The organism is Magnetococcales bacterium (assembly GCA_015231755.1).
GTDB lineage: Bacteria > Pseudomonadota > Magnetococcia > Magnetococcales > Magnetaquicoccaceae > Magnetaquiglobus.
Genome location: JADGAZ010000013.1, coordinates 45,522 through 69,529 on the forward strand (window position 1 = coordinate 45,522; position 24,008 = coordinate 69,529).

Consider the following 24,008-nt stretch of genomic DNA (forward strand, 5'->3'; position numbering starts at 1 on the left):
AAAAGGCTGCATGCATGGTTTCCACTTCAGCGCAGACCAACCCACGCCAACTGCTGCTTGATGGGTTGGTCTCCCTTTCCTTGGCCAACCTTTTGTTTCTGACCAACTGGGAAACGGTTCTCGGCCCTGGATACACATCCCGATACGAATTTCTCGCTGCCATCAGCAACGTCCTGAGCCTGGGGGGATTCTTCTGGTTGGCGGCTGTGATCGCCCGCCACTCCGCACGTCCCTGGATCCAGACCAGCGTAAAATACCTCCTGGTGCTGACGGGTCTGCTGGTTCTCTGGCTCACGATCCCGACCCAATACGAAGATTCCCTCGTTCCCAAACTGGGCAAAGTCAACAGTCTGATTCTCGGTGGTTTGACGCTGATTTTAATTACAATTATCGTCTTGAAAAACCTGCCCCCCCTGGCCAAGACCACCTACATCGTCAGCCTAATCTTCATCCCGTTTCTCATCATGACCCTGTCCAAATCCTTGTACCAAGTCGTCACCTGGGCCGAACCGGCTGATAAACAAACAATCCCGGCCAGAACCGATTACCCACTGCTCAACACCAACGCTCCCCATCGCCACCGGGTGCTGCTGCTGGTCTTCGACGAAATGGACTACAGTTTGGCCTTCCAGGATCGACCGGAGTCGGTGCGAATGCCGGAGTTCGACCGTCTGCGCTCCGAGAGCCTCAGCGCCCAAAACGCCTTTCCCCCCGGACCACAAACCTCCTTTTCCATGCCTTCCATGTTCACCGGAAAGGTCGTCACCGATTCCCAAAAAACCGGCAGGGATCGACTGCTCACCTTCATCGACGGTTCCACCAACCGGTTGAAGCATGAAAAAACCATCTTTACCGTTCTAAACAACGACAACAAAACAACTTTAAGAATGAGCGATATCGAGCGATTCGTCAATTTTGGCCAATATCCCGCCGATGCCCGCATCGTTCCTCTGCCAACCGTTCGCCAAAGAAACCAACCCTCTCTGATCAACCTCATGAGGGGTCAGTTCTCGAAAGTCATCACCCTGCTGCCCTTGAGTCGCATTCTGCAACTCACACAACAAATCTCCGCCCTGCTGGGACGGGACTCCCTGCTCGTCTACGCCAAAGCCTATCTCCGGCAAGCCGAACAGGTGGTCGCCAAAGCCGATGTGGACTTTGCCTATATTCACATGATGATGCCCCACACACCCTTTATTTACGACCGGGTGCTGGATGACTACTCCAGCGCCGGACACGTGGATTATATGGACAATCTGGTGCTGACCGACCACTGGTTGGGCCACCTGCGGCAGGCCATGGAAAAAAATGACGTCTGGGATTCAACAACACTGATCATCACTGCCGACCATTGGTATCGCTCCTCCATGCACATGTACGGTCGCCCCCAGAATCATCGTGTCCCCTTGTTGATCAAACCGGCCGGACACCATCCGCCTTTGACCCTGGCCACCCCCATCAACACCATCGCCTTGTTTCGATTGATTCCCGCTTTGGTCAAACAGGAATTGACCACTTCCGAAGATATCTCAGCTTTCCTGTTGCAGGCCAGCCCGTTTGCCCAAAGTCCTTCCACCACCGAAGTATCCTTCTGACGGCCTGTCTGGCAAAATCCCGACCGGTCGAGGAGCCATCAAGATGCATGAGATCAAAGGAAAAGTGGCAGGTTCCTACCGTGATCCGGCTGGTGAGGTCTATCACATCGACGGTCGATGGTTCCGTACCATCCATCCCTGCGCCCGGGAGCAATACGCCTTTCTCCAGCAACATGACCTGCTGAAACAATCCATCGACCAGGGCTTTCTGATCGGTACCCGGGAGTTGCCCGCTGCGGAATGGCCAGCCGAGTTGACCCACGCGGCCCACGTGCTGACCCATGAAGAAATCCCTTATATCTCCTATCCATACGAATGGTCGTTCGCCCAATTGAAAGCCGCTGCCCTGCTGCATCTGGATTTCCAGTTGTTCTTGTTGGCAAAAAACGCCGTTTTAACCGATGCCACCGCCTACAATGTCCAGTTCATCGGCAGTAAGCCGGTCTTCATCGATGTCCTCTCCCTGGCGGCCTATCGGGAGGGTCAATTCTGGTTGGCCCATGGTCAATTCTGCGAGCAGTTCTTGAATCCTTTGCTGCTGCGGGCCAAAAAGGGCCTTCCCCACAACGCATGGTATCGGGGCACACTGACCGGCATTTCCACCCTCGACATAAACGCCCTGTTGTCTTTAGGGGATAAATTCTCCTGGAACATCTTCTCGCAAGTGGTCCTGCCGGCCTGGCTGGAACGCAAAACCCTGAAAAACCCACAATCCGCCCACGCCAAAATCAACAACAATAAACAATTCTCCAAAACCGCCTATACCGGTTTCCTGACTCTGTTGCGGGACTGGATCACCACCCTGGTTCCCAAGGATACCGGCAGAAGCGTCTGGGAAGAGTATGCCCACAACAACGTCTACTCAAAAGAAGACGCGGCCACCAAACACCGTGTGGTGAAAGAATTCGCGAAAAAATGGACCCCCGGGCTGCTGATCGATCTGGGATGCAATGTCGGCGATTACAGCATGGCGGCATTGCAAGGCGGGGCGGATTATGTGGTTGGATTCGATTTCGATCACAAGGCGGTGGAGTTGGCCTACGAACGCTCCAAACTGGCTTCGAGCCACTTTCTACCCCTGAGTTTCGATGCCACCAACCCCAGTCCGGATTCCGGTTGGCGCCAACAAGAACGGGAAGGCTTCGAGCAGCGCTCCAAACGGGCCGACGCCTTGATCGCCTTGGCTTTTATACATCATCTGGCCATCGGAAAGAACATTCCGCTGGATCAGGCCGTTGACATGCTGGTGAAACTGGCTCCCCGGGGCCTGATCGAATTCGTCCAGAAGGAAGACGAGACGATTCGCACCATGCTGGCCATCCGCGAAGACATTTTCACCCATTACACCCCGGAAACCTTTCTCGCCGCTCTGGAAAAACGGGCGAAAATCGTGGCCGCCACCGTGGTGTCCAACAGCGGCAGAACCATCTACGAATACGACCGCACCTGATGGGGGAATGCGGGCGGGTGGTCAGTGGATCTTGTAGCGCCGGACCATCACTCCCCACAACAGCAACCCCGGAATCGCGGCCAGGGTGGTGAGCAGAAAAAAAGTGGACCAGGACATGCGATCCGCGAGCCACCCCCCTCCCGAGGCCAACAGCGTACGGCCAAAGGCCATGAACGACGACAGCAACGCATACTGGGTGGCGGTATAAGCCACGTGGCACAATCGGGACAGATAGGCCACAAAAGCCGAAGTACCCATGCCCCCGGAGATGTTTTCGACCGCGATGGTCACGATCAACATCTCCATGGAGTGGCCGGTCTGGGCCAGCAGCACGAACATCAGGTTGGAAACCATCTGCAACAGTCCGCACAGAAACAAGGCGTTGGTGATGCCCATCCGGTCTGTCAAAATTCCGCCAACCACCCCCCCGATCAGCACCGCCGCCAATCCGAACAGCTTGGTCACATTGGCAATCTCGATCTTGGAAAAGCCCATCTCCACATAAAACGGCGCGCTCATCACCCCGGCCAGGGCATCGCCGAATTTGTACAGCAGAATGAACAACAGCGTCAGCAGCCACCCGCGCCGTCCCATGAACTCGGCGAACGGGGCGATCACCGCGCCGGAGATCCAGGCCAGCACCCGGCTTCCCCGTCCTCCCACGGCGGTCAAATCGACGCCACGGATCACCAGCGGGGCAGACACCTCCCCGCCCCCCCGACGCGGCTCCGGATTGAACAGCATCACCAGCAAGCCGATCCCCATCAATCCCGCCATCACCGCATAGGCGGAAAACCAACCCCAGAAGGTCGCCAGATACAAAGCCCCGGCCCCGGACGACACCATGCCCAACCGGTAACCCAGCACGCTCATGGCAGCACCAGCCCCGTATTGACGCTCTTCCAGGCTTTCCACCCGATAGGCGTCGATCACGATATCCTGAGTGGCGGACCAGAAAGCCACAGCCAACGCGAACCAAGCGGTCCAGAAGGGATCGCGGGAGGGATCACTGGCCCCGAGGGCCAGTATGCTCCCGATCAACGCCACCTGGGTCAACAATCCCCACCCCCGCCGCTGACCCAGACGACTGGTCAAACCCGGAATGGGCATGCGATCCACCAACGGAGACCAAAGGAACTTGAACGTATAAGGCGCTCCGGCCAAGGCGAACATGGCAATGGAGGTCTTGCTTACCCCGGACTCCGCCAGCCATAATGACAACGTACTCACAGTCAAGGCCAGGGGGAGGCCGCTGGAAAACCCCAACAAAAAAATCACCACCACCCGTGGTTCCAGATAGATGGCGAGGGCCGACCAGGGACGCCAGCGCGTGCCCGACAAGGGGGATGATTCCATGAACGACTCCCGGTTAAAATCCGCACCCGATGCAGCTTGTTCGCCCCGGATGATAACAGCGGAAGCGATCCAGACAAAGCCTCCACCACAGGATCGGCCATGAGTTGCGAAAAGGTGGCACAGATTCTCGCACGTCTGGATCGCACCACCGCCGATCGCCTGCTGTCTCATCTGGAAAAACACGAAAGCGCCCTGGCCAGGGCGGTACGGGATCATCTGGTGGTATTCGAGGATTTGGAAAAACTGGATGACCGGGGATTGCAGACCCTGTTGCGGGAGATTGCCCCGGAGGAACTGGCTACGGCGTTGCGGGGCATGCGGGAGAGCCTGGTGAAACGTTTTGCCAACCAGCTCTCACGCCATGGGGCCGAGGTATTGCGCGAGGCGCTGACCTTTTCCAGCCCCCCATCACGACATCAGGTGGAAACGGCCCGGAAGGGAATCATCACCCTCGCCCGTGCGCTGGAAGCGGACGGACGCTTGGTACTCCCTTCGCGGGCCGATCCGCTTCTTTACTGATGTCCGTGGGCCGCCTTGGGCATGGGCATCGGATCGCCATCGAGGAGGCTGCTGCCCTCGTCCTGGGCGCCTTCCAGAATACCCCCCACCCGGGGACTGCATCCGCTGTAACGGGTAGGATCCAGCCCCACGGCCTTGACCCGTTCCTTGATGACCAGGGCCACGCCATGACCCGTCAAAGGCTGTCCGGAGATCCGTCCGTGACGGTTGATCCCCTGGAATACCGCTCCGCTCGCAATTTCCGAGGCGGCCAACCACGCCTTGAGGGCCGTCACCGGACAGATGGGATCCTGACCGTAGGGAATCATCACCAGCCGACCGGTATTCAAGGAGAGTTCCATGCCTCCGGTCCGTTCACGAAGATTTTCCACCAAAAGACTGGTGAGTTCCGAACGGCGCAACCCTCCAGAGAAACCGACCAGAATCAAAGCCTTGTCCCGCAGATCCTTCAGGCGATCCCCCATCGCGTTCAAGACAGCGGAAGTTTGCGTGGCGGTCAAAGGGGCCACGCGGCGTTGTTCACGGCCATGTTTTTGCTTGATGCCCTTGAGCACCGCGTTGACCATTTCGGTTTTGGTGGGGTCAACCAGACCTTGAGCCGAGTGTGCCTTGCCCAAAGAGACCCGCCAACGGGCCAAGGTGGCAAACTTGTGGCTGTTGGCATGTTCCACCAGATAGGTCGCCACCATCTTTTCAGGTGCCGGGATGGCTCCGCCCCAGTCGATGAAACGGCGCAAATCGCCCCAGTAAGCCGCGCGCGTCGCGTCTGTCAAGGACGGTGCCTGGGCAAACGCCTTGACCTGCGGATCGAGTGGATGCTCTTCTTGGATCGTGTGGGGGAAATCGCCCATCAGTAAAGACTCCTATGGATTCCGATAAAGCAATACGATTATGTCGTCTCTGGCCCCGGACGTGGAGTTGACTGGAGGGGCACTTTCTTCTCTTGGAGATTCCTTGCGTAGCACCACTGCGCGGTCTCCTCCAGTCAACCCCATGTCGAGACAAGGTACATTTCAGCAATTATCGGACCAACTCTTTTCAAGGCGTCGGAAACGTTCCCAATCCTCCGGCAGATCCACATCCCAATGGCCCGGCAGCTCCTCCCAGGACCAATCCAAAGCGCGCAAAGCCTGACGTGTGGCCTCGGCAACCCGATCGCTTCCCCAGGGAATGGCGTCAAACAGCTCCGGCGCAAAACGTCTGAGACCCAGCAGGACGTAACCCCCGTCAGCCGCCGGAATCAGCACGGCGGGATGGCGTGACAACACCTCTGCGGCCTGCTCCAGGGTCGAAGAATCGAGGCTGACGGCATCCCCTCCCAGCAGCATCACGGCGTCGGCTTCGGCCAGACCGGATCGGGCAATATGGGCGAGTCGCTCCCCGAAATCCCCAGGGGGTTGAATGTTTCGTTCGTCGGGATGGGCAAGAAGAGAAAACAACGGCGCGGAACAATCCGGAGTTCCCCACAGGCGGAACAGCACTCCGGAACCGGCGCTGACACACCAGCGGCGGGCCTGGGTGGCCACATGCGTCAAAAGAACAGCATGGGCCAGGGCCGCCCCCTCGACTCCCAGGGCGGGAATCAGACGGGTCTTGGCGCAGCCGGGCTCAGGCGCCCGGCCCAGCAAATTCAAGGAAAAAGACGCCTTGCGGGATAAGGAAGGACCGCTGACCAAGGCGCGACAGGCGTCAACAACAGCCGTGCGGTCCGCAACCGCAGGGCGATGGCGCCACTGGATCCGGCGCCAGTCGGATGAACCAGGGGGCAAACGGCTCCTGTCCCAGCCGCTCGAATACTTCCCGTGTCACCGTAACCCGCTCTCCCGCCGGATAACGGACTCCGGATTCGTCCTCAACCACCGGGAACGGACCCCGCTGGATGACCACACAAGGTTCCTGCTCCCCGGACTCCGGACGCAGCGGTTTCACGGCGGTCAAGGTCACGGAACGAAACGCCACCCCCGCCACCGTGCGCCACGGGGTGGATTCCCACTTGTCGAAAGCGACCCCCACCAATCCGGCGTTCTGGAAAGCACGCACGAATTCCGCCTCCTGGAAGGCTCCAGAGATGCAACCCGACCACAACTCCGGATCCTCTTTCAGATGAGCCGGCACGGCCCGGTCTGCCACGATATCGGAAATGGCCACCCGTCCGCCGGGTTTGAGCACCCGGAAGATCCCGGCCACCAGCGCCCCCTTCTGGGCATCGTCCACCAAATTGAGCACGCAGTTGGAAATCACCAGATCCACGCTTTCATCCGGAATCATGGGCTGTTCCCGGCGTTGACGCTGCTCCCAGAGTTGAAACGCATCGGCGCTGGCGGAATCGATCACCGGATGAGCCGCCAGATAACGTGCGACCGCATCCTGGTCCAACGCCAGATCCTGAATTCTCCCCTTGCGAAACACCACCCGGTCCCCGCCCAGCACCTGGGCCATTCCGGCCTGATGACGACGGGCCAAAGCCAACATGTCGTCGTTCATGTCCACGCCGATCACCCGCCCCGCCGGACCAACCAGTTGGGCCGCCATGTAACAGATCTTGCCTCCTCCGGAGCCCAAATCCAGCACCACATCTCCGGAACGAACATAACGGGAAGGATCCCCGCAACCGTAATCCCGCTCGATGATCTCCCGAGGCAATTTTTCCAGCAAGGCGGTATCATAACTCACCGGACAACACAACGACTCCACCACCCGCGCCGCACCCTCGGAATAGGTTTTGCGCACCTCGTCTTCCACTTGCATCATTCACCCGACTCCTGGCCCTTCATGAAGGCCCGCACGGTTTTCATGAACTCGGGCAATTTGCGCAACGCATTGATCTGAGAAAGATTTTCCCGATGCTGACACCCCCACCATCCGGACCATGTCACCCCGGCGGGCACATCCCCGGCCACACCGGTGGACGCGGCGATGCGGGCACCCCGCCCCACGGTCACATGGGGTGCCAAACCCACCTGACCCGCCAGCACCGCCCCATCCTCGATGCGACAGGAACCGGCGATCCCCACCTGACTCACGATGATACAGGCGCGACCGATCTGAACATTGTGGCCGATTTGCACCAGATTATCGATTTTCGTGCCCGCGCCGATCCGGGTTTCGCCAAAACGGGCACGATCCACAGTGGTGCCGGCCCCGACCTCCACATCCTCTTCGATACGGACGATACCGAGATGGGGAATCCGCTGATGGGCTCCGTCCGCGTACTCGAACCCGAAGCCATCGCTGCCGATCACCGCGTTGGGATGAATCACGCTGCGGGCCCCGATCACCGAACGCTCGTGAATCACCGCGCCGGGATGGATCACGCAATCATCCCCGATGACCACCTCGGCGCCGATCACGGCCAAAGCACCGATGGTCACACGACTGCCAAGCCGAGCCGTGGGATCGATCACCGCCGATGGATGGATGCCCGTCATCCGCAGTTCACGCCCGCCGAGCAGCAACGCGGCACGTCCCGCGTCCCGACCCGGAGTGGGACTGATCAGCAAAGGGACCTCCACCATCCCCTCCGCCTCCCCGGCCAGCTCCGGCGACACCAACAACGCCGACGCCCCCTGGGCCTCGCTCAACCATTTGCGTGTGGTCACGAAAGAAAGATCCCCGGTTCCCGCCCGATCCAACGGCGCGACCCCATGAATCTCCACCTCCCCCCCCCGATGTTCCACACCCAGTTGCCTGGCCAGTTCTGTGAGTTTCATGGACCTGCGACTCCACAATGGGTTATTTCAAGAGACATTCCATTGGCCATTGCATGGACAAAGGATACGGCAACTCCGCGATCTGCTTTGGCTGCCGGGCAACCGGTTCCCGCAACTCCTGATTTCCCGGCTCGCAAACGCCGATTCCTGTCTTCGGAGACGCGTGTTCTCCCTTGATACGAAAACTGAAATGTCATCTCCAGACATCGTTACATGGATGGGAATCTGACTGCCAATAATCACTTTGTCAAGACCTGGCGCTCCGCGTTTCTGGTTGGGATCATCCGGTGTGACCAACCCAGGGCACTTGATTTTCAATCCCGTTCCGCAAAAAACTGGAACATGTACCATGCGCCATCATGAAAGAAATTCTGGCTCGTTTGGCAACCCTGCAGTGGCTGATCGCACGACTCAAGGCATCAAAAGAATCCGCCCCAATCCTCCCTCCATTACACCGATCGCCCATGCTGACGGGAATACAGGCTCACATGAGCCAACAGGCCCATGGCGATCATCAAGGTGACCATGGAACTGCCGCCGTAGCTGATCAGGGGCAAAGGCACCCCCACCACAGGCAGCAGACCCAGCACCATACCGACATTGACCACCACCTGAACGGCAAACAGCATGGTCGCTCCCACCACGGTCAACAGGCCGAAGCGGTCGTTGGCCATTTCGGCGATCAAAAACGCCCGGAAGATCAACAAGGCATACAACACCAACAGAGTCACCCCACCCAAAAAGCCCCACTCCTCCGCCAGCACCGAAAAGATGAAGTCCGTATGCCGTTCGGGCAGAAAATCCAGTTGGCTTTGACTGCCGGCCATGAACCCTTTTCCCGTCACCCCCCCGGAACCCACCGCAATCTTGGACTGGATGATGTGATATCCCGAACCCAACGGATCCCGTTCCGGCGAAAACAAGGTGATGATTCGCTGTTTCTGGTAGGTGTGCAACCCATTCCAGGCCAAGGGCATCGAGGCGCCCAGCACGATCACCATGGTCAACAGCACTTTCCAGGAGATGCCGGCCACCACCACGATCGACAGTCCCACCCCGGCCAGCAACACCGCGGTACCCAGATCCGGCTGCTTGATGATAAAAGCCATGGGACACAGGATCATCAGGAAGGGAACCCCCAGATCCCGCCATCCCAGGGATCCCGCCTTGGCGTGATCGTGAAAATAACGGGCCAGGGCCAGAATCAAGGCGACCTTCATCAATTCGGAGGTCTGCAAGCGAAAGAAACCCACCTCCAGCCAACGCCGCGCCCCCATGCCCACGCTACCCATGATCATGGTCACGGCCAGCAACAACAGGCTGCCGGAATAAAACAGATAGGAGAAGCGGCGATACACCTTTTCTCCGGCCAGCAGGGAGACCGTGAGCATGATGCCGATGCCGAACGCGGATTGAATCACCTGTCGCCAGAAAAGCCACAGATTGTTCTCTCCCCCCACCGCCGAATAAAGTACCCCGAAACCAAAAAAAATCGTCAACAGCAACAGCAGCAGTAGACTCCAGGGAAAACGCCGCAGTCGCTCCGTCCACGCCACTGTAGCGGTTCCACCCAGACTCAACCAGGAGTGACCCGATTCGGACTCGTTCACGAACTGCTCCCGTACTTGGTGAAAAATCGATCCATCACCCGCTTGGCCACCGGAGCGGCTGCCGATCCCCCATGTCCCCCGTGTTCCACGATCACGGCCACAGCGATCCTGGGTCTGTCCAAAGGCGCGTAACAGACGAACAGGGCATGATCCTGCAATTTTTCGTTGGTGGATTTGATGATTTGACCGCTCTTTTCCCGTCGGTGGCGGGCCACCTGGGAGGTTCCGGTCTTGCCCGCCGCCCGGATTCCTCCTTCGAGCCGGGCCTTGGCCGCCGTTCCGGTGGGATCATGCACCACGGCTTCCAGACCCTGGCGCATCAACTCCAGATGATGCACGGAAAAATTGTTACGGCTCATCACATCCGGCGCCTGACCGGGCTCCAGCCTGAGCAGGGAAGGCCGATACACCGTACCCCCATTGGCCACGGTCGCCATCATGGAGGCCAGTTGCAACGGCGTGGTCAACACGTACCCCTGGCCGATGCCGGTGATCAGGGTCTCCCCCGGATACCAGGAGGCCTTGAACATCTTGCGCTTCCAGGCCCGGGAGGGGATCAAGCCGGGCCGTTCCGCATCCAGGTCCACCCCGGTCACGCCACCCAATCCCATCTTGTGGGCCTGACGTTCGATGGCGTCGATGCCGAGACGCTCCGCCAGCTTGTAGAAAAACACATCGCACGACTGGGTGAGCGCCTGGATCAAATTCACGCTGCCGTGACCATGGCGCCGCCAGCAATAAAAACGCTGCTCCTCCTTGAGCAGAAAGCCACCACAATGGACCTGTTCTCTGGGATCCAGTTTTCCGGTGCTCAAGCCCGCCAGGGCCACCACGATCTTGAAGGTGGAACCGGGGGGATATTGTCCCTGATGGGCCTTGTTGATCAATGGCCGATCGGGATCGGTACTCAAGGCCTGCCACTGGGCATGGGTGAAACCGCGAATGAATTGATTGGGATCGTAACTGGGGGTGCTGACCATGGCCAGGATCTCGCCGGTATTGGGATCCATGGCCACCACCGAGCCGATCTCCTCCCCCATGGCCTCCTGGGCCTCTTTTTGCAGGTCGAAATCGATGGACAGATGCAGGTCCTCGCCGGACTCCGGGGGATTGCGGTGCAACTCCCGCACATGCCGCCCCACTGCGTTGACCTCCATTTCCAAAACGCCTTCGCGGCCCCGGAGCAACTCCTCGAAGTGCTGTTCCACCCCGCTTTTGCCCACCTGATCCCCGGAACGGAAAGTGATCCGGGAAAACCGTTTGCGATCCCCGTCGCTCGGCTCCCCGAGATATCCCAGAACATGACAGGCCAAGGAATCGAATGGATAATAACGGACCGACTGGCTTTGCAGATCCAGGCCGGGAAACTCGTGGATGCGCACCTCGATGCTGCTCACCTCTTCCCAGCTCAAGTGGGATTTGACGCGCAACGGGAGAAAGGAACGTTGCCGGCGGGCCTGCTGCAACAGGTGTTTGACCTCCTCTTCCGACAGATCGATATGCCGGCCGAGACGCTTGAACAGCATGCGCAGGGGTCCGGCCAGTTCCGGCACCACCACCACCTCGAAGTCGGGACTGTTTTCCACCAACGCCCGGTTTTCGCGATCGAAGATCCGGCCCCGGGGGGCGAAGATGGGTTTGAGGCTGATGCGGTTGTCCTCGGCCAGGGTCCGGTATTCTCCGCCGCGCATCACCTGGAGATGGAACAGCCGGCCCCCCAGAACCATGAAACCCGCGCCGAGACACCCACCCACCAACAGCAACCGTCGCCGGGCATCCCCCCGGAACTGTTCCCGGTCATCGTCGAGCATGGGGTTCCTCCAACCAGGATTGATGGACCGTGACCAGCAGATGAATCACCATGGGAGCGATCAACACGGTGGCCACGGGACGCCCCGTGAGCAAAGGCCAACGGGCAGCCGATCCCCATTTCATGGCGGCCAGGGCCAACTGGATCCCCTCCCCCAGATAGACAAAAAACAGCAGCACAAACAACAGATAGAAAAAGTCGATGGAGCGGATCAAACGACCGAACCGACCAATCAGCAGCACCAGGAGGATATTCGAGACCGCGTTCAATCCCAAAGGGGCTCCGGAGACCACATCCACCAGCAGACCGGAAAGCAAAGCCAGAATGGGACCGCAACGGTCGGGGCGGTAAAGGCGCCAATAGAAAAGACAAATCAGAACCAGATCCGGTCGGAACACCGACCAGGCGGCGAAAGGCAGGGCCATTTCCTGGACCACGGCCGCCATGAAGATGGTCATGGCCGGTAGCCAAGGAATCAGCATGGAGACCATCATGGCATCGTGGCGCGCCTCATGGGGTGGGAGCGGCGTCAGCGGGCCGGGTTGCCTGTGGCAGCATCAGATGGGCCTCTTCGATCCGGTCGAAATCGACCATGGGTTGCACCTTGGCCTCGCGGAACAGTCCTTCCCGACCCGGTTCCAGGGAGACCACCTTGCCGACGGCGAGTCCTTTGGGAAAGATGCCTCCGGTGCCCGACGTGACCACCAGATCGCCGATCACCACATCCGCGTCCTTGGGGAGGTATTCCAGGTTGAGCCGGGTGTTGTTCTGACCCGCGGAGACGGCCTTGACCCGGGAACGTTGAATCAACACCGGAACCCGGGAGTTGAGATCCAGCAGGGAGATCACCAGGGAGGCGGTGTCGGAGGCCCGCACCACCCGCCCCACCAACCCTTCGGGCACCGTCACCGGGGCATTGACGATCACCCCGTCCTGACGTCCGGCGTTGAGGATGTAGGAACGGGCGAAAGCGGAAGAGGAGTCCCCCACCACCCGTACCGCCAGAGCGCGGAAGGCGGGATCGGGACGCATTTGCAGCAGGGATTTGAGACGATGGTTTTCTTGTTCCAGCTCTTCCAGACGGATGCCCAGGGGACGCAGTCGTTCCACTTCCGCCTTGTACTGACGGTTTTCCCGATCCAGCCGGGACAGTTCGGACATGCGATCCTGGAACCGTTCGATGGTGGAGACCGGACGGGAGAGCAGGGATTGGACGCTTCCGGTGATTTGCAAAATGGCTTCGCGTATGCCGTGCCGATCCCCCGAAACCGTGCCACCGGCCATGAGGAGCAGGAAAAAAGCGACCATCAGGGTTATGAAAACCGAGATGGCGTTCCGGTATTCTCTCAGGAGCACCAGGAAAGCGGACATGAAACAACCTTGAATGGGAAAGATGGGCTAGCGATCCATCAGGATGTCGGACATGTTGTCCAGTTCTTCCAACGCCCTGCCGGATCCCATGACCACGCACGAGAGTGGATCATCGGCGATGATGACCGGCAAACCGGTCTCTTCGGCCAACAGCAGATCCAATCCCCGGAGCAGTGCCCCGCCTCCGGTCAGGACGATCCCTCGGTCCACGATATCTCCAGCCAGTTCCGGCGGGGTCCGTTCCAGGGCCACCCGCACCCCTTCGACGATGGCGTTGATGGGTTCGGCCAGGGCTTCGAGAATTTCGGGATCCGAGATGACCTGATGCCTGGGCACACCATGGATCAAATCCCTTCCTTTTACCTCAACTTCCAACCGCTTTTCCAGGGGAAAAGCGGAGCCGACTTGAATTTTGATAATTTCGGCGGTTCCCTCCCCGATCAGGAGGGAGTATTTTCGACGCACATGGGCAATGATGGCTTCATCCATCTTGTCGCCCCCCACCCGGATGGAGCGGGAGTAGACGATTCCGCCCAAAGAGATGATGGCCACCTCGGTGGTGCCGCCACCCACGTCGATGACCATGGAGCCACTGGCCTCGGTGACGGGGAGTCCGGCGCCGATGGCGGCGGCCATGGGTTCGTTGATCAGATAGACATCCCGGGCTCCGGCGCTTTCCGCCGACTCGCGGATGGCGCGGCGTTCCACCGGAGTGGCCCCCACCGGCACGCAGACGATGATGCGGGGGGAATAAAAGAGGCGTCGCTTGTGAACCTTGCGGATGAAATGCTTGAGCATGGCCTCGGTCACGGTGAAGTCGGCGATCACCCCGTCCCGCATGGGTCGGGTGGCCACGATGCTGTCGGGGGTACGCCCCAGCATCCGTTTGGCCTCGTTGCCCACCGCCAGCACCTTGCGGACGCCGCGGGAGCTTTCATGAATCGCCACCACCGAGGGTTCGGACAGCACCACGCCCCGTCCACGCACATACACGAGGGTGTTGGCCGTTCCCAGATCGATGGCCATGTCGGTGGAAAAGAGTCCTTTCAGCTTATTAAACATCGAGCATACCTATGAAAAATTCTCATCTTCGCCGCATGGCGCGTCATCGACGCCACGATCATCCATTGACCAAGGCTCCCGACCGGTCACATCCTAACGGGCAAACCGGTGATTGTCACCCCATCCCCTTGGTCTTGCGGAGCCCGCCCACCCATTTTTTCTACCACTTCGGAAAGCAAACATGGCACCCATCCGAACCATGACGCCCCAATTCAATAAAGAGGACATCCTGGACCTCGCGGCCCTGGATGAACAGATTCACGCCATCCACGATGGCGCGACACCTTTGACCGATGCCCAGCGCAGCGCCATTCTCCCGGTGTTGCGCACCGCCATGAGCGCCGGGCGGGAGCAATTGCAGCAGAATCATCTGGCCGGTGCAAGCGGACAGTTCATTGTCCAGGGACACACCCATCTGGCGGATGCCATCTTGCAACGGATCCACGCCCTGGTGGTCGCCGGACAAGAAAGCCATGAATCCTTTTGTCTCGCCGCCACCGGCGGTTACGGACGACGGGATCTGGCCCCCTACTCCGACATCGATCTGCTGTTCATCGTCCCCGACAACCATGGCGACCAACTCCCCCTCGTGGAACGGATGCTCTACGTGCTGTGGGATATCGGCATGGATGTGGGCCACGCGGTGCGAACCGTGGAGGAGTGTGTGCAACAGGCGCGCCAAGAATTACAGATTCTGACCTCGATGCTTGAGTCCAGATTTCTTGCCGGGAATCATACACTTTTCTCCCACTATCGCACCACCTTGTTCGAGCATGCCCTGCTTAACGATCCGTTGAGTTTCCTGCGCGCCAAGCTTTTGGAGCAGAGCAAGCGTCATGAACGGTTCGGGGCGTCGCTTTACTATCTCGAACCCAACATCAAGGAAAATCCGGGGGGATTGCGGGATCTGCACACCTTTGCCTGGATTTCCAAATATCGCTATCAGGTACCCCGCATTCAGGATCTGATCCCCATGGGGATCATCACCCAGGAGGAGTTCAACAACTTCAAAAGTTGTCGAGCTTTCCTGCGTCGGGTGCGCAACGCCCTCCACTATCGGGCCGGTCGCCGGGACGACCGCTTGACCTTCGCCCATCAGGTGACCATCGCCAAGGAGTTCGGCTATCAGGATCTGCCCGGCATGCTGGCCGTGGAACAGTTCATGCGCCGCTATTACCGGGTGGCGCGACGGGTGGGTCATCTCTCCTGGATCTTTTTGCGCAAATATCAAGACGAACACCGGGAGGTGCTGGTCTGGGATCGACGTCATCTGGAGGATACCTTCGAGGTGGCCGGCGGCAAGATCACCGTCACCTCCCCAGATACCTTCGCCCAAAAACCGATCCGCATCATGCGCATGTTTGAAGTGGCGCAGCGCAATCTGCTGTCGATCCATCCCGACACCATGCGCCTGATCACCCGCAATCTCCATCTGATCAACCGGGAGTTCCGCGCCGATCCCCGCATCACCGCCGTTTTTCTCCAACTGCTCAACGGCAAACGGGCCGTGGCCTGGGTGCTGCGACGCATGAACGACGCCGGCGTTCTGGGGCGCTACATCCCGGAGTTCGGACGCATCATCGGTCAGACCCAGCATGACATGTATCACGTCTTCACCGTGGATGAACACACCATTCTGGCGGTGGAGTCGTTGCGGCACATCGGTTCGGGCAAGTTCTCCCAGGAACTGCCAATCGCGACCCAGTTGATGCAAAAACTCAACAATCCGGCTGTGTTGTATCTGGCGGTGCTGTTTCACGACATTGCCAAGGGATTGGGTTCGGGCCATCAGATTCGCGGCGCGGTGATCGCCCGCAAAATCTGCGAACGGATGGCGTTGCCCTCCAACGACGTGGAGATGATCGCCTGGTTGGTGGAAAATCATCTCATTTTCTCCCGCACCGCCTTCCGCCGCGACATCAACGATCCGGAAACCCTGGCCTCCTTCGCCAAACAGATCGGCACCGTCCGCAAATTGAACATGCTGGTGCTGTTGACCGTGGCCGATATCCGCGCCGTGGGTCCGGGGGTGTGGAACCAGTGGAAAGGCAATCTGCTGCGCCAACTCTACGAACGCAGCCTCGACACCCTGGACAAAGGCATCATCTTCACCCCCGAAGAGATCGCCCTGCGGGCCGCCACCCTCAAGGAGGCCACATTCAACCTGCTGTCCAACGAACACGACCCCGAACAGGTCCGTCGCCATCTGGACCGCTTCTATCCGGACTATTTCACCCACTACGATCCGGAAATGCTGGCGGAACACTTCGTGGCCCTGCAATCCGTGGAGGATCACCCCCTGGTGATCGTCTTCAAGCAGGTGCCGAAGATCAACGCCACCCGCATGCTGGTCTACACTCCGGATCACCCCGGACTGATGGCCCGCATCTCGGGGAGTCTGGCCGCCGCGGGCGCCAACATTCTGTCGGCGGACATCACCACCACCAAAGACGGCATGGCCCTGGACACCTTCATCATCCAGACCCAAAACGGCGAGCCCATCGAAACCGCCGAGCGTCAGGAGCGCATCGAAACCACCCTGACCCAGGTGCTGGAAGGCAAACTCCGACCCAGCATTCTCCTGGCCAATCCGCCTCCGAGCCGTTTGCGTCGCCAGCCGTTTGAAATCTCCTTCTCCCTGGAGGTGGACGACTCTCTGGACACCTTCACGGTCATCGAGATCACCTCCCTCGACCGGCCAGGACTGCTGTTCGCCATCACCTGGGTGTTACAGAATCAGGGGGTTCAAATCCGGGCCGCCAAAATCGCCACCTACGGCGAACGGGTGGTGGATGTCTTTTATCTGCGGGACATGTTCGGCCTGAAACTCGATCCCCGCAAGCTCAACATGGTCTCCAAGCTGTTGCAACAGGCGGTGGACAAGCTGGAATGAACAGACTTGGCGTCCCAACGACGCCCCTTTGAACCCATGTGATCCCCAGGCAACTTACGACTTCGGTGGAGCCGAATATGTTTCTCAAGTTCTGGATCAAAACTTTCATCACGCGTTTCTCGCCCCTGGACACAGCCCAGATGCGCGCATGGCGTCAGCTCAAGGATCCCAACTACAACCACGAACGGGACAAACATCCCGTGCGCAACAAACACCACGGCAAGGGGGGCTGGAAGAGCCATGAGGAATCCGGCATCCTTTACCGGGATTATGCGGATTACGAGGAGTACCTGAACCACCAGAAGGCCAAATGGAGCGAAATGCTCACCATCAAGGGCGGCCTGGGACAAAAAGAGCTGTATGACTATCGCCTGCGGTTTTTCAGACGCTTTCGTCTGCTGCCTGGTCTGCTCAAACCGGATGCCCGAATCCTGTGCATGGGCGCCCGTCAGGGCACCGAGGTGGAAGTGCTGCGGGATATCGGTTTCCCGAACGCCCAAGGCATCGACTTGAACCCCGGTCCGGAAAATTCTTTTGTCAAGAAGGGGGACTTCATGCATCTGGAAGAGGAGGACCGCAGCCTGGACATGGTTTATTCCAACTGCGTGGACCACGCCTTCGACCTGGACGCCTTTTTCCGAGAACATGCCCGGGCCCTCAAAGAGGACGGCTTCGCCATCTACGATCTCTCCCTGGGAGAGGGACAGACCTCCACCGGTGGTCCATTCGAGGCGGTGAACTGGGGACGGGATGAACTGGTGTTACAGATGCTCTTGAAACATTTCCGTTCCGTGTTCAAGGTGGAACGGGAACCGGGATGGATGTGGATGGTGCTTCACGGCACCCACCATGAGGCGCAAATGACGACAAAAAATACAGAACAGGCCCAATCGTGCAACAAATAGATTGCAATTATTGAAAAAATAGAAAATACTAAATCCGTTTGGTCCAAACACCTCACGGCTGACCCTTCGTCAGCCGTGAGGGATGATCACCCTGCCGATGTCCGTTGACACTCCTCGGGATAAGTCACTCATGCGTACCACGTTCACGCCACAACGCCCCAAAATCCTGCTGGCGACCGACACCCCATCCAACCAAAACATCCTGCGGGTGATGCTGGCGCCTTTGAACGTGGACATTCTTGAAGGGGATTCCATCAGTCAGGCGGAATCCTTGTTGTCCGAGCATCATTTCGCACTGGTGCTCCTGGACATGCAGACCCCCGGCCACGATGGTGTCACGCTGGTTCACCGTCTGAGAGAAAACGAATTTCACCGTTCCACCCCGATTCTGCTGCTGACCGACACCTGCCGGGACCGTTCCCGACTGCGGATGAAACAGCACTCCGGGATCGTCGAATGCCTCGAAAAACCGGTGGATCCCGAAATCCTCTCCTCCCGGGTACAACTTTTTATCGAACTGCATCAAACCCGGGCGGAACGGGATCATCTGCGCAAGGCGTCGGGATACCAGCAAGAACGCCTGAAACTGGCCATGGAAGGCACCAGCGACGGATTGTGGGACTGGGATCTTCAGACCCATTCGGTCTATTTCAGCCCCCGGTGGGAGACCATGCTGGGTTACGCGCCCGGAGAGATCATTCCCCACATGGAGTCCCGCCTGCGGCTGATCCACCCGGATGACCGCAGCCTCGCCCAAAAGAATCTGCAACGCCATCTGAATGGGGAAACACGGGTCTATCAAAGCAAACACCGGTTGCGTTCCCGTTCCGGGGAGTGGATGTGGATTCTGGAACGGGCCCGAATCGTGGCGCGCAACACCGAGGGCAAACCCTTGCGTGTGGTGGGCACCCAGACCGACATCACCGAAATCAAACGACTGCGGGAAGAGCTGGATCAATTTTTCGCCCTGACCCCGGATCTGTTGTGCATCGCGAGTGTGGATGGTTTTTTCCTGCGGCTCAATGCCACCTGGGAGCACACCCTGGGATACTCGGTGGATGAACTCATGTCTCGACCCTACATCGACTTCGTGCATCCGGATGACAAGGCCGCCACTGGGGGTGCGGCGCAAATTCTGGTCAACCACAAACCGATCTACAATTTCACCAACCGCTATCGCCATCGGGATGGGGGATATCGCTGGTTGGAATGGCGATCCCGTCCCATGGGCAAGATCATCTACGCGGTGGCCCGGGACATCACCAGCCACAAACACACCGAAGAGACCCTGCGCACCCAACGGGAGGCGTTGATTCAGGCCAAAATGGAGGCGGAAACCGCCAGCCGGGCCAAAAGTGAATTTCTGGCCACCATCAGCCACGAGATCCGCACCCCCATGAACGTGATGCTGGGCATGGCGGAAATGTTGATGGAAACCGATCTTTCGATCCAGCAGCTCCAGTATGCCCAGACCGCGCATCATTCGGGCAAGGCGCTGCTGGGGGTGATCAACGATGTGCTGGACTTCTCCCAGATCGAAGCGGGACGCCTCACCTTGAACAACATACCGTTCTCCCCCCGGCAACTGCTGGAAGAGACCGTCCGGCTGCTGCGCCAACTCACCGAGGAAAAAGGACTCACCCTGCATGAACGCATCTCCGCTGCGATCCCGGAGGTGGTGCAGGGAGATCCGGAACGGTTGCGTCAGATTCTGACCAATCTGCTGGGCAACGCCATCAAGTTTACCAGTCAGGGGGGGATCGAGGTGAGCCTGACCATGTCCCCCGACTCCCTGGACAAGGCGCTGTTCATGGTTTCCGATTCGGGTATCGGCATCTCCCAGGAACAGATGGATCACATTTTCGAGCAGTTCACCCAGGCGGATGGGGGCATCACACGCCGCTACGGGGGTACCGGTCTTGGACTGTCCATCTCCCGGCGTCTGGTGGAAATGATGGGAGGACGCCTCTGGGTGGAAAGCCGGCTGGGGGTGGGCAGCACCTTCTGTTTCACCCTGCCGACGCGTCAGGCCCGATCCCCGATCAATCCGGATCAGCTGGAACCCTCCCCTGCTCCTGAGCAGACGGAATCACCGGACCTGCGGATTCTGCTGGCGGAGGATGTGGAGGAGAACCGGATTCTCTTCGAGGCCTATCTGATGAACAACGCCTGTCAACTGGTCATGGTGGAGGATGGGCTGGAGGCGGTGGAGCAATTCAAAAACGCGACCTTCGATGTGGTGATCATGGATGTCCAGATGCCCCGGATGGACGGATACACCGCCATTCAGCACATTCGCCAATGGGAACGGGAACAGGCCCTGCCCACCACCCCCATCATCGTCCTGACCGCCCATGCCATGGGAAAAGAAAACGAACAGTGCCGCCAAGCCGGAGCATCCCTGTATCTTTCCAAGCCCATCGGCAAAAAGGGGTTGCTGGATGCGCTGCAACAGGTCATCGCAACACCCCGCTCCAGATGAAACCATGAAACCCGCGCTTCAGTTGTCCTCTCCGCCCCCGATGCCGTATTTTTCCAGCTTGCGGTAAAAGGTGCTGCGACTCACCCCCAGCAGTTTGGCCGCTTTTTTCTTTTTCCATTGAGCCTCTTCCAAGGCGCGCATCAGGGCCTCTTTTTCCATCTGGGGACGGGGAGTGACGACGGGCAACGGAACCGGGGCGGACGAAGGCGGAACCGAGGAAGGGGGCGGGATCGGCGGCGGCGGCGCAGATGGCTGGACCGCAACGGACAACAGCGGAACCGGTGGACTCTCCTCCTCATCGGTTTTGTCGGACAATGGATCCGCGCACAGCCGCTGCACCACCAGACTCTTGGGCAGATGTTTGATCCGGATCGTATTCAGCCGACAGACCACAAAAGCGTGCTCGATGGCGTTTTCCAACTCCCGGATGTTGCCGGGCCAGGGATATTGCAACAGCAATTCCATCACGCTGTCCTGGACGCCGACAATGCTTTTTTCGTACTTGCGATTGAATTTCTGGATAAAATGGTTGACCAGAACCGGAATGTCATCAAGGCGCTTGCGCAACGGCGGCACATTGATCTCCACCACGTTGAGTCGGAAATACAGATCCTCGCGAAACCGGCCCAACCGAATCTGCTCCGCCAGATCTTTGTTGGTGGCCGCCACCACCCGCACATCCACCCGGATGGTCCGGGAGTCTCCCACCCGTTCCAGCTCTTTTTCCTGAAGGATGCGCAGCAGCCGGGTCTGCATGGAGAGACTGATGTCACCGATCTCGTCCAAAAAGATGGTCCCCCCCGCAGCCGCCTCGAACCGTCCGGGCCGATCCCGCACCGCGCCGGTGAACGCCCCCTTCACATGTCCGAACAACTCGCTTTCCAAAAGGTTATCCTGCAAAGCCGCGCAATTGACCTTGACCAGAGGGCCATGCCCCCGTCTCCCCTTGAAATGCAACGCCTCGGCCACCAACTCCTTGCCCACCCCGGACTCCCCGGTGATCAAGGTGGTGGTATCCATGTTGGCCAACGATTCAATCAGGTCATACACCTCCTGCATCTTTTCGCTCATGCCGATCAGACGGTGAAAGGTGCGGCGCTTGCGCAACACATCCGGCAAGGGGGTCATGCTGGCCCGGTCCAGAATCACCACCACCGCCCCAAAACAGTGACCCAGATGATCCAGCAACGGCGTGGCGCTGACCCGAATTTCGGTACGCTCCTCGGCGGGGCCGGCGCAGGACAGAAACAGATTCAACTCCGCCTTGCGGGAAGCGATCACCCGTTTCAGCAACGCCGAGATATCCGGCACGCACCCCCCTTTCTGGTTCAACAGGGAGTGTCCCAGGGCCGGACCGGCGAAATGACAGGCGTTCAAGGCGGCGGGATTGACACTGTGAACCACCATCAGGTGATCCACCACGATCACCCCTTCCCGGACGTTGTTGGAGACCGTCTCCAGGGTATCCCGCAACAGGCTGGTATCCAAACGGAAAGAGGCCATCTGCAACAGGCTGGTGACCAGTTCCGGCAGGTCATCCCAGGTATAACGGGTGCGAAAATGGGCCGCCTGGGGGATGGAGGGAGGAACCAGGGAGATCCGATCCGCCGGATCGATGGCCAGAAGCGGCAAGGCGTATCCGGCCTGAATGAATCCATGGGCATGGTGTTCCACCGACTCGCCCGCCGGCAGTTCGATCATCACCAAAGCGATCGGAACCCGCTTGATCACGACTCCAGCCTCTTCCAGATCCCCGACCCGCTCCACGGAGCAGACCGATTGCAGCATCTCCCCCAATCGGGCGGCCAGATGGGCACCCACCCCGACCAGCAGGACAGAATAGGTGAGAAAAGGCGGATGGTGTTTGATCGGAATCATGGGAGGGGGATCATCCTTTCCGTAGCAGGTCTCGTGGATCGTCTCTCGCCTTGGGACATTATGTCCCATTTTGTCCCAATGGGACATGTTTCGTGTCCCATCCCGGCACACAAAATGTGTCCACCGCTGCCCACGAACAGGAAAGGATCTTTGCAACCGGAAGAGCCACGCACGCAAATCAAGCAATATCAATCATCGAGAACCATTCTCGCCCGGCACGCTCCCATGGCACGTCCTATGCGCTATATCAAGCAAAGAACATACTTCTCTCACACCGGATCACGGAACACGGGACACGGTGGAGATCACGGATAGACACACAGACTGGCTCCACAAGGAGAACGACCATGAACACCAAAAAAATCGCAACCACTCTTTCCATCATGGCCCTGGCAACCGTGATGGCCGTCGCCACCATCGGCAACCGCAATCCGCAACTCGTGGACAATGCCATGTCCGTTGCAGCCATGGAAGGGGATGTTGCGACGGTGCGGGCGCTCCTGAGCAAAGGAGTCAGTGTCGAAAACCAAGGCAACCTGAAGATCACCCCGTTGGCCTGGGCCGCCGAGAATGGTCACGCCGAGGTGGTCAAGACCCTGCTGGAAGCCGGAGCCAATGTCAACTCCGTGGATCCTTCCGGGTTCACCCCCTTGAGCCTGGCGGCCAGATGGAATGACCAGACCATCGTGAAAATGCTGCTCGATGCCGGAGCGAATCCCAACATCGCCACCAAATCGGGACAAACGGCGCTGTTCGGCCCGGCCCAGTACGGCTTCGACGAGATGCTCAAACGGCTCATCGAGCGGGGCGCGGATGTCAACGCCATCGACAAACGGGGAGACAGCCCCATGATCATCGCCGCCAAACGGGGCCATGAACAGGTGGTGACCGCTCTGCTCGACGCGGGGGCAACCCCCAACGTCCAGAACAAACAGGGCTACAGCCCTCTGATGATCGCCGCCGAGTCGGGTCATGAAACCATCGTGGCGGCCCTGCTGGAACGGGGCGCGAATCTCAGCTTCCGTCACGAGTGCGGGTGTACCGCTTTGCTGGTGGCGGCGGAAAAAGGCTACTCGGGGATCGTCCGGCTGCTGCTGGACCACGGAGCCGACATCAACGCCGTCAACTACGAAGGTTCCTCGGCTCTGATGTTCGCCGCCCGCTACAACTATCTGGACACCGCCAAGCTGCTCCTGGAACGGGGCATCAAGACCACGCTGGTGGACCAGAACGGCAAAACCGCCAAGGACTATCTGCGCATCGGCGCCACCCGGGCCATGAACAAACTGCTGGATCCGGGCAATAACGCCTGAACCTTGGCAGGCTGCGCCACACAGTCCGGGAGCCTTCGCCCCGCTTTGCAAAGA

18 protein-coding genes are annotated in these 24,008 nt (G+C 59.1%); 7 read left to right on the forward strand and 11 right to left on the reverse strand.

Translation table 11 applies throughout. The annotated features are described in order from the left end of the window. Positions 1-14: 14 nt before the first annotated feature. Positions 15-1,595 (forward strand): sulfatase-like hydrolase/transferase, encoded by a 1,581-nt coding sequence (locus HQL98_09965; protein MBF0272375.1) that lies wholly within the window; start codon positions 15-17, stop codon positions 1,593-1,595. Between the two features lie 298 nt (positions 1,596-1,893). Next, positions 1,894-3,045: a class I SAM-dependent methyltransferase gene (locus tag HQL98_09970; protein ID MBF0272376.1), complete on the forward strand. Its 1,152-nt coding sequence runs from the start codon at positions 1,894-1,896 to the stop codon at positions 3,043-3,045. Between the two features lie 21 nt (positions 3,046-3,066). On the opposite strand, the gene HQL98_09975 is transcribed toward HQL98_09970, so the two are convergent. Beyond that, the gene (locus HQL98_09975; protein ID MBF0272377.1) at positions 3,067-4,401 is read right to left on the reverse strand and encodes an AmpG family muropeptide MFS transporter; all 1,335 of its coding nucleotides are present in this window, start codon (positions 4,399-4,401) and stop codon (positions 3,067-3,069) included. Between the two features lie 99 nt (positions 4,402-4,500). Between HQL98_09975 and HQL98_09980 the strand changes: the two genes are divergently transcribed. Further along, a complete protein-coding gene (locus HQL98_09980; GenBank protein ID MBF0272378.1) occupies positions 4,501-4,920 on the forward strand; it encodes a hypothetical protein in 420 nt (139 codons plus the stop codon). Here HQL98_09980 and HQL98_09985 read toward each other — a convergent pair. The 9 genes from HQL98_09985 to HQL98_10025 all read right to left on the reverse strand — a co-directional run bounded on the left by HQL98_09985 (position 4,914) and on the right by HQL98_10025 (position 14,483). Continuing rightward, positions 4,914-5,771, reverse strand: coding sequence for an integrase (locus HQL98_09985; protein ID MBF0272379.1), 858 nt, complete (start codon positions 5,769-5,771; stop codon positions 4,914-4,916). The two genes, HQL98_09980 and HQL98_09985, sit on opposite strands and share 7 nt — an antisense overlap. 162 nt (positions 5,772-5,933) lie before the next feature. Continuing rightward, positions 5,934-6,554: a TIGR04282 family arsenosugar biosynthesis glycosyltransferase gene (locus tag HQL98_09990; GenBank protein MBF0272380.1), complete on the reverse strand. Its 621-nt coding sequence runs from the start codon at positions 6,552-6,554 to the stop codon at positions 5,934-5,936. Between the two features lie 55 nt (positions 6,555-6,609). Then, positions 6,610-7,668 carry a methyltransferase domain-containing protein gene (locus HQL98_09995; protein ID MBF0272381.1) on the reverse strand — a complete coding sequence of 353 codons (1,059 nt, stop codon included), beginning with the start codon at positions 7,666-7,668 and terminating at the stop codon, positions 6,610-6,612. Beyond that, positions 7,668-8,630: a UDP-3-O-(3-hydroxymyristoyl)glucosamine N-acyltransferase gene (locus HQL98_10000; GenBank protein ID MBF0272382.1), complete on the reverse strand. Its 963-nt coding sequence runs from the start codon at positions 8,628-8,630 to the stop codon at positions 7,668-7,670. Before HQL98_10000 ends, HQL98_09995 begins: the two co-directional genes overlap by 1 nt. A 449-nt stretch (positions 8,631-9,079) precedes the next feature. After that, positions 9,080-10,240 carry a rod shape-determining protein RodA gene (rodA, locus tag HQL98_10005; GenBank protein ID MBF0272383.1) on the reverse strand — a complete coding sequence of 387 codons (1,161 nt, stop codon included), beginning with the start codon at positions 10,238-10,240 and terminating at the stop codon, positions 9,080-9,082. Further along, positions 10,237-12,051, reverse strand: coding sequence for a penicillin-binding protein 2 (gene mrdA, locus HQL98_10010; GenBank protein MBF0272384.1), 1,815 nt, complete (start codon positions 12,049-12,051; stop codon positions 10,237-10,239). The genes rodA and mrdA overlap by 4 nt, the downstream gene beginning before the upstream one ends. Next, complete coding sequence (mreD, locus tag HQL98_10015; GenBank protein MBF0272385.1) at positions 12,038-12,544, reverse strand: rod shape-determining protein MreD; 507 nt, start codon at positions 12,542-12,544, stop codon at positions 12,038-12,040. Before mreD ends, mrdA begins: the two co-directional genes overlap by 14 nt. 16 nt (positions 12,545-12,560) lie before the next feature. Then, positions 12,561-13,421, reverse strand: a complete 861-nt coding sequence (gene mreC / locus HQL98_10020) for a rod shape-determining protein MreC (GenBank protein MBF0272386.1) — start codon at positions 13,419-13,421, stop codon at positions 12,561-12,563. Between the two features lie 27 nt (positions 13,422-13,448). After that, positions 13,449-14,483 (reverse strand): rod shape-determining protein, encoded by a 1,035-nt coding sequence (locus HQL98_10025; GenBank protein MBF0272387.1) that lies wholly within the window; start codon positions 14,481-14,483, stop codon positions 13,449-13,451. Positions 14,484-14,664: 181 nt separating this feature from the next. On the opposite strand from HQL98_10025, the gene glnD reads away from it, so the two are divergent. From glnD to HQL98_10040, 3 genes are all read left to right on the forward strand, one after another. Next, the gene (gene glnD / locus HQL98_10030) at positions 14,665-17,376 is read left to right on the forward strand and encodes a [protein-PII] uridylyltransferase (GenBank protein MBF0272388.1); all 2,712 of its coding nucleotides are present in this window, start codon (positions 14,665-14,667) and stop codon (positions 17,374-17,376) included. Positions 17,377-17,516: 140 nt separating this feature from the next. Then, the gene (locus HQL98_10035) at positions 17,517-18,281 is read left to right on the forward strand and encodes a methyltransferase domain-containing protein (protein MBF0272389.1); all 765 of its coding nucleotides are present in this window, start codon (positions 17,517-17,519) and stop codon (positions 18,279-18,281) included. A gap of 130 nt (positions 18,282-18,411) precedes the next feature. Beyond that, entirely contained in the window at positions 18,412-20,763 is a 2,352-nt protein-coding gene (locus HQL98_10040; GenBank protein ID MBF0272390.1) for a response regulator, read from the forward strand. An 18-nt stretch (positions 20,764-20,781) separates the two neighbouring features. On the opposite strand, the gene HQL98_10045 is transcribed toward HQL98_10040, so the two are convergent. Then, positions 20,782-22,641 carry a sigma 54-interacting transcriptional regulator gene (locus HQL98_10045; protein MBF0272391.1) on the reverse strand — a complete coding sequence of 620 codons (1,860 nt, stop codon included), beginning with the start codon at positions 22,639-22,641 and terminating at the stop codon, positions 20,782-20,784. Positions 22,642-22,988: 347 nt separating this feature from the next. Here HQL98_10045 and HQL98_10050 point away from each other — a divergent pair, with 347 nt between their 5' ends. Then, the gene (locus HQL98_10050) at positions 22,989-23,954 is read left to right on the forward strand and encodes an ankyrin repeat domain-containing protein (GenBank protein MBF0272392.1); all 966 of its coding nucleotides are present in this window, start codon (positions 22,989-22,991) and stop codon (positions 23,952-23,954) included. The last annotated feature ends 54 nt before the right edge of the window (positions 23,955-24,008 follow it).